The sequence below is a fragment of the Pseudomonas edaphica genome (assembly GCF_005863185.1).
Classification (GTDB): Bacteria; Pseudomonadota; Gammaproteobacteria; order Pseudomonadales; family Pseudomonadaceae; genus Aquipseudomonas; species Aquipseudomonas edaphica.
This window is the reverse complement of record NZ_VBVZ01000337.1, coordinates 1-6,833: the sequence shown is the minus strand read 5'-3', so window position 1 is coordinate 6,833 and position 6,833 is coordinate 1. Positions and strand designations below refer to the sequence as shown.

The window sequence follows — 6,833 nt, the reverse complement described above, 5'->3', positions numbered from 1 at the left end:
TCCATATGGTGCGTCCATGGGAACTGGTCAAACATTGCACACTGGGTAATCCGGTGCGTGTCATGCAGTTGCGCAATGTTCGCCGCCAACGTCTCCGGGTTGCAGGAGATGTACAGGATGTTGTCGAAGCGACGGGTCAGTTCGCAGGTGTCCGGGTCCATGCCGGCGCGCGGTGGGTCGACGAAGACGCTACCGAATTCGTAGCTCTTCAGGTCGATGCCGTGCAGACGGCGAAACGGCCGAACCTCGTTGAGCGCCTCGGTGAGCTCTTCGGCAGACAGGCGCACCAGCGTGACGTTATCCACTGTATTTTCATCGAGGTTGCTTAAGGCAGCATTCACCGAGGTCTTGCTGATTTCGGTGGCCAGTACCTTACGCACGCGGGTCGCCAGTGGCAGGGTGAAGTTGCCGTTGCCGCAGTACAACTCCAGTAAATCATCCGGGCGATCGCCCAGGGCTTCATAGGCCCAGTTGAGCATCTTCTGGTTCACGGTGCCGTTGGGCTGGGTGAACGCGCCCTCGGGTTGACGGTAGCTGAAGGTGCGCCCGCCGACGTCGAGTTTTTCCACCACGTAGTCGTGGCCGATCACATCGCGCTTGCCCTTGGAACGGCCGATGATGCTGACATTCAAATCCGCCGCCAGCTTGTTCGCAGCCGTGTGCCAATGTTCGTCCAACGGGCGGTGATAGCACAGGGTAATCATCGCGTCGCCGGCCAGTGTGGTCAGGAACTCCACCTGGAACAGCTTGTGGCTGAGGGCCGCGCTGGCTTGCCAGGCGGCTTTGAGTTGCGGCATCAGCTGGTTGATGCGCTGGCTTGCGATGGGGAACTCTTCGATCAGGATCGGCGTGCGCTTGTCGTCCTGGGAGAACATTGCGTAGTGGCGCTCCCCGCCCTCGCGCCACAGGCGGAACTCCGCGCGCAGGCGAAAGTTCTGCAGCGGCGAATCGAAGACCTGCGGTTCGGGGGCGTCGAACGGTGCCAACAGGTCACGCAGACGCGTGACCTTGTCTTGCAGTTGAACGGTGTAGCTTGCGGCGTCAAAAGTCATGCGTTGAACCAGCCCAGCTTGATCACAAACAGAATCGACAGGATCACCAGTGCCGGGTTCAGCTCACGGTAGCGGCCCGAAAGCAGCTTGATGGCGGTCCAGGCGATGAAACCGAAGGCGATGCCGTTGGCAATGGAGTAAGTGAAAGGCATCGCCAGGGCGGTGACCACCACGGGCGCTGCAACGGTAATGTCATCCCAGTCGATTTCGGCCAGGCCCTGGGTCATCAGCACGGCCACGAACAGCAGCGCCGGCGCGGTGGCAAACGCTGGAACACTGGCGGCCAGTGGCGAGAAGAACAGCGCCAGCAGGAACAGGATGGCGACCACGATGGCGGTCAAACCGGTACGGCCCCCGGCACTCACACCCGCAGCCGACTCGATGTAGCTGGTGGTGGTTGACGTCCCCAGCAGCGAACCGGCCATGGCGGCGGTACTGTCGGCGATCAGTGCACGGCCCATTTTCGGCATGTGGCCGTCCTTGCCCATCAGGCCGGCGCGTTTGGCCACGCCGATCAGGGTGCCGGAGTTGTCGAACAGGTCAACGAACAGGAAGGCGAAGATCACGCTGACCAGGCCGATATCCAGCGCGCCCTTGATATCCAGTTGCAGGAAGGTCGGGGCCAGGGACGGTGGCATCGAGGTCACGCCGCCGAACGGGGTGAACCCCATCGCGATAGACACGATGGTCACCGCCAGGATGCCGATCAGCACCGCACCGCGCACCGCCAGGGCTTCCAGCGCCACGATCAGCGCGAAACCCAAGGTAGCGAGGATCGGCGCCGGTTGTTTCAGGTCGCCCAGGCCGACCATGGTGGCCGGGTTGCTGACCACGATGCCGGCGTTGTGCAGGGCGATCAGTGCCAGGAACAGGCCGATACCGGCAGCAATCGCCGAGCGCAGCGGCAGCGGGATGCTGTTGATGATCCACTCACGGATGCGGAAGATCGACAGCAGGAAGAACAACACCGCCGAAATGAATACCGCGCCCAACGCGACTTGCCAGGTGTGGCCCATGTGCAGGACCACGGTGTAGGTGAAGAAGGCGTTGAGGCCCATGCCCGGTGCCAGCGCGATCGGGTAGTTGGCGATCAGGCCCATCACGGTCGAACCGATGGCGGCGGCCAGGCAGGTGGCGACAAACACCGCGCCCTTGTCCATGCCGGTCTCGCCGAGGATGCTCGGGTTCACGAACAGAATGTAGGCCATGGCCAGAAAGGTCGTGATACCCGCGAGAATTTCGGTGCGCACGTTGGTGTTGTGTGCTTTGAGTTGAAACAGCTTTTCCAGCATGCCGGCTCCCTGTGACGCTATTTTGCGTCGTTATTTGTTGACCTCTAAGTCAAAGCACAAACTGCGCCAAGCGCCTGTGGTTTCAGAGAGGATCGGAAAAAGCGGCGCATGATACCAGCAGCCGACGCGATGTGGCGGATAGGCTGCGTATTCTCGAATCTGGCCTTGAGGCATACTGCGCCGACGTTAAATACAGGGTCGTTCTCAGCATGAAAAAAGCCAACGCCAGCAGTCTAGCTCTGTTCGCCGCAATCGGCCTGGGGCTTGTGGCACCGGTGTGGGGCGCGGCTGCACCGCCGTTGAGCGAGGTGCGGGTGTTCAAGGTCGAGTCGGCGCGTTGCACGGAAACCATCCCCACAGATGTGACGACCACCCAGATGTGTACTCATCGTGGGCCGACCAAGGTCTCGGTGATGGAGGTCGGCCTGGGCAAAAGCCCGATGGGGCGCTTCAATGGCGCCGAATTGAATGGGCAACGCACGCCGGTCTGTCAGGTGGGCAACATCAGCGAAGTCTGTAACGGCGCAGGCACTGTGATGGGCTACATCTATGTGTTTGACTTGAATGTCCAGGCCCAAGGCTGGTTTGAATTCAGCAATATCTCGATCAATGGCCCGCAAAACACGTTGAAGCTCTTGTTCAACATCCTCTGATCAATCCCCTTGAACGCTCACTACCTCGGGAAGTCGTAGCCCTTAGACGGCGACTTTCCTGAACGCCGCGGAAGTGCACCAACCCGTGAGGTGTTTATGAGCGCGACCCCCAATGGCGCGACGACCAAACCGTTCGTCAGCCACCCGATACGCCTGACCCTGAATGGCCAAGACCGCCAGCTGCAGGTGTTGCCCTGGACCACCTTGCTGGACCTGCTGCGCGAACAGCTGGATCTGGTGGGTAGCAAAAAAGGCTGCGACCACGGCCAGTGCGGCGCCTGCACGGTGTTGCGCGATGGCAAACGCATCAACGCCTGCCTGACCCTGGCGGTGATGTGCGACGGTGCCGAGGTGACCACCATCGAAGGCCTGGCCGACGGCGACCAGTTGCACCCGATGCAGCAGGCTTTTATCCAGCGTGACGCGTTCCAGTGCGGCTACTGCACGCCGGGGCAGATTTGCTCCGCCGTCGGCCTGGCCAATGAAGGCCGCGCCCACAACACCGCGCAAATTCAGGAACTGATGAGCGGCAACTTGTGCCGCTGCGGGGCCTACAGCAATATTCGCGATGCCATTGAAGACGTTGTGCTGGGAGGTGACCAATGAACCCCTTCCAGTACAGCAAGCCGGCCGATGTGCAGGAAGCCGTGCACCTGAGCAGCGCGACGTCGCGGTTTATCGCCGGCGGCACCAACCTGTTGGACCTGATGAAAGAAAACATCAGCCGCCCCGAACACCTGATCGACATCACCGGCTTGGCGCTGCATGGCGTAGAAGCGACTGCCGACGGCGGGGTGATGATCGGCGCGTTGGTCAGCAATGCCGACCTGGCCTGGCACCCGCTGATCGAGACACGCTACCCATTGCTGTCCCAGGCCATTCTGGCGGGCGCCTCGCCGCAACTGCGCAATATGGCCAGTACCGGCGGTAACTTGTTGCAACGTACCCGTTGCTACTATTTCTACGATGCCAGCGTGCCATGCAACAAGCGTGAACCCGGCAGCGGCTGCCCGGCGCGCACCGGGTTGAACCGCATTCATGCGATCCTCGGTGCCAGCGAACATTGTGTGGCTACCCATCCCTCGGATATGTGCGTCGCCCTCGCAGCGCTGCAGGCGCGGGTGCATGTAGAAGGGCGTGGCGGCGCGCGGGTGATCGAGTTTGCCGACTTTCATCGATTGCCCGGCGATACGCCTGAGCGCGACAATCTGCTGGCCGACGATGAGCTGATCACCGCCATCGAACTGCCGCCTGATCATCTCGCCAGCCATAGCCACTACCTGAAGATTCGTGACCGTGCGTCCTACGCCTTCGCGCTGGTCTCCGTTGCCGCCGCGCTGGAGCTTGCGGGCGACACCATCGTCGATGCGCGCCTGGCCCTTGGCGGTGTGGCCCACAAACCTTGGCGCGATCGCGCGGTGGAAGCCGCGCTGATCGGGCAAGCGGTCAGCCGCGAAACCTTCAGCCAGGCCGCTGACGCCTTGCTGCAAGACGCTGAACCCTTGGAACACAACAGCTTCAAAATCAAGCTGGCACGCCGCGCAATCATCCGTGCCCTGAGCGACGCCGCTGTCGCAGGAGAACGCTCATGACCGCCGTCGGCAAACCCCTGGACCGCGTTGACGGTCTGCTCAAGGTCACCGGCCAGGCGCGTTATGCCGGTGAGTTTCCAGGCAACGACCTGCTGCATGGCAGTGTCGTCTCAAGCACGATTGCCAAGGGCCGGGTAATCAGGATCGACGCGTCCAAAGCCCTGGCGCTGCCGGGCGTGGTCTGGGTGCTTGATCATCTGAACCGGCCCAAACTCGCCAGCTACGATGAGGCTTTCGCCGATGCCGATGCAGCCGACGGCTCGCCGTTTCGCCCGCTGTATAACGACCGCGTGCTTTATAACGGCCAACCCCTGGCCCTGGTGATCGCCGACAACCTTGAGCTGGCGCGACACGCTGCCTCGCTGGTCGAGATCGAATACGCGAGCGAGGCTTTTGCCACTGACCTCGCGGCCCTGCAGGAACAGGCGCACCCATCGCCGCAAACGCCGCCCAAGCCACGCGGTAACTTCCAGGCCGAGTGGGCTGCTGCCGCTGTCAGCCTGGATATGCACTACAGCACGCCCATCGAGCACCACAACCCGATGGAACCCCACGCCAGCACCGTGCTGTATCAGCCGGACGGCACCCTGCATATCCACGACAAGACCCAAGGCCCGCAGAACTGCCAGGCCTATGTGCAAAAAGTCTTCGGCCTGGATAAAAGCCAGGTAAGGATCTTCGCTGCGTTCGTCGGCGGTGCCTTTGGCTCGGGCCTGCGCCCGCAGTATCAACTGCCTCTGTCGGTGATGGCAGCGCTGGCGCTCAAGCGTTCGGTGCGCGTCACCCTGACCCGGCAACAGATGTTCACGTTCGGCTACCGCCCGCGCACCCTGCAGCGTTTGCAACTGGGCGCTGCTGCCAATGGCCGCCTGCTGGCGTTGGGCCACACTGCGATTGGCCAGACCTCGCGCTTCGAGGATTTCAGCGAACATGTGGTGGAGTGGAGCGGCATGCTCTACCACTGCGACAACGTGCAATTGACCTACAAACTGGTTCCCCTGGACGTGTCCACGCCGATGGACATGCGCGCGCCGGGCGCCGCGCTGGGCGTGATCGGCCTGGAATGTGCGATGGATGAACTGGCCTGCGCCCTGGGGATGGACCCTGTGCAACTGCGGCTGATCAACTACGCCGAGCGCAACCAGAACGAAGACAAACCCTGGTCGAGCAAAGCCCTGCGCGAGTGTTACCGCGAAGGTGCCGAGCGCTTCGGCTGGAGCCAGCGCAACCCCGAGCCGCGCAGCATGCGTGATGGCAACCAGTTGATCGGCTGGGGTATGGCCGGTGGTGTATGGGAGGCCCTGCAGATGAAGGCCAGCGCCAAGGCGCAGTTGGATGCCCAAGGCCAATTGACCGTCAGCAGCGCCACCACCGATATCGGCACGGGCACGTATACGGTAATGACGCAGATTGCCGCGCAAACCAGCGGTGTGGCGATGGCCGATGTGCGTTTTCTGCTCGGCGATTCGTCGTTACCCACGGCGCCGTTGCAGGGCGGCTCGTTTACCGTGTCGTCTGTCGGCACTGCCGTGCAGCAGGCCTGCGAAGCGCTGAACGCCAAGCTGCTGGCGGTTGCCCGGCAGACTTACCCGGTGTTCAAAGCGGCAGAAACGGTGCGCTTTGAAGAAGGCCAATTGCACACGGGGGACGTGAGTGTGTCCTTGGCACAACTGGTCAAGGACAGTGGCGAAGAGGTGTTGGCCGTTCAGGTTGACAGCCAACCGGACAAAAAGCGCGAAGGCTATTCGACGGCGACCCATTCGGCGGTGTTTGTCGAAGTTCAGGTAGACGAAGACCTGGGCACCATCAAGGTGCGTCGGGTGGTCAGCGCTATTGCGGCCGGGCGGGTGGTCAACCCGAAGATGGCCCGCAGCCAGATCCTCGGCGGCGTGGTCTGGGGCATCGGCATGGCCCTGCATGAAGAAACCCAGGTCGACCATCAACTGGGGCGCTACATGAACCACAGCCTGGCCGAGTACCACATCCCGGTGAATGCCGATATCGGCGACATAGAGGTGATTTTTGTCGACGAACACGACGAAATCGTCAACGCCCTGGGCTCCAAGGGTGTGGGTGAAATCGGTATTGTCGGGGTGGCGGCAGCGGTGGCGAATGCGATCTACCATGCCACTGGCAAGCGGGTGCGGGAGTTTCCTGTCACGTTGGATAAGGTGCTGTAACCCGGTCTTCGAACCACAGAAGATCAAAATGTGGGAGCTGGCTTGCCTGCGATGGCGGTGTCTC

The 6,833-nt window shown here is 61.9% G+C and carries 6 protein-coding genes; 4 read left to right on the top strand and 2 right to left on the bottom strand.

The window, feature by feature from the left end; genetic code table 11:
* Together trmA and FEM54_RS20590 are read right to left on the bottom strand one after the other, a co-directional pair.
* A partial coding sequence (gene trmA, locus FEM54_RS20595) for a tRNA (uridine(54)-C5)-methyltransferase TrmA (RefSeq protein ID WP_138452739.1) occupies positions 1-1,052 on the bottom strand: 1,052 nt, incomplete at its 3' end.
* On the bottom strand, positions 1,049-2,344 hold the full coding sequence (locus tag FEM54_RS20590) for an NCS2 family permease (RefSeq protein WP_017139323.1): 1,296 nt from the start codon (positions 2,342-2,344) through the stop codon (positions 1,049-1,051). The genes trmA and FEM54_RS20590, both read right to left, overlap by 4 nt.
* A 209-nt stretch (positions 2,345-2,553) precedes the next feature.
* Between FEM54_RS20590 and FEM54_RS20585 the strand changes: the two genes are divergently transcribed.
* From FEM54_RS20585 to FEM54_RS20570, 4 genes are all read left to right on the top strand, one after another.
* The gene (locus FEM54_RS20585) at positions 2,554-2,997 is read left to right on the top strand and encodes a DUF4879 domain-containing protein (RefSeq protein WP_017139322.1); all 444 of its coding nucleotides are present in this window, start codon (positions 2,554-2,556) and stop codon (positions 2,995-2,997) included.
* A gap of 96 nt (positions 2,998-3,093) precedes the next feature.
* Positions 3,094-3,603: a (2Fe-2S)-binding protein gene (locus FEM54_RS20580; RefSeq protein WP_017139321.1), complete on the top strand. Its 510-nt coding sequence runs from the start codon at positions 3,094-3,096 to the stop codon at positions 3,601-3,603.
* The gene (locus FEM54_RS20575; RefSeq protein ID WP_138452737.1) at positions 3,600-4,589 is read left to right on the top strand and encodes an FAD binding domain-containing protein; all 990 of its coding nucleotides are present in this window, start codon (positions 3,600-3,602) and stop codon (positions 4,587-4,589) included. Before FEM54_RS20580 ends, FEM54_RS20575 begins: the two co-directional genes overlap by 4 nt.
* Complete coding sequence (locus FEM54_RS20570; protein WP_138452735.1) at positions 4,586-6,769, top strand: xanthine dehydrogenase family protein molybdopterin-binding subunit; 2,184 nt, start codon at positions 4,586-4,588, stop codon at positions 6,767-6,769. Before FEM54_RS20575 ends, FEM54_RS20570 begins: the two co-directional genes overlap by 4 nt.
* Positions 6,770-6,833: the final 64 nt, after the last annotated feature.

What these genes read in the sequence shown, in the direction of transcription:
- FEM54_RS20575 (WP_138452737.1), top strand. Translation starts at nt 3,600, where the DNA reads ATGAACCCCTTCCAGTACAGCAAGCCGGCCGATGTGCAGGAAGCCGTG.
- FEM54_RS20580 (WP_017139321.1), top strand. Translation starts at nt 3,094, where the DNA reads ATGAGCGCGACCCCCAATGGCGCGACGACCAAACCGTTCGTCAGCCAC.
- FEM54_RS20570 (WP_138452735.1), top strand. Translation starts at nt 4,586, where the DNA reads ATGACCGCCGTCGGCAAACCCCTGGACCGCGTTGACGGTCTGCTCAAG.
- FEM54_RS20585 (WP_017139322.1), top strand. Translation starts at nt 2,554, where the DNA reads ATGAAAAAAGCCAACGCCAGCAGTCTAGCTCTGTTCGCCGCAATCGGC.
- FEM54_RS20590 (WP_017139323.1), bottom strand. Translation starts at nt 2,344, where the DNA reads ATGCTGGAAAAGCTGTTTCAACTCAAAGCACACAACACCAACGTGCGC.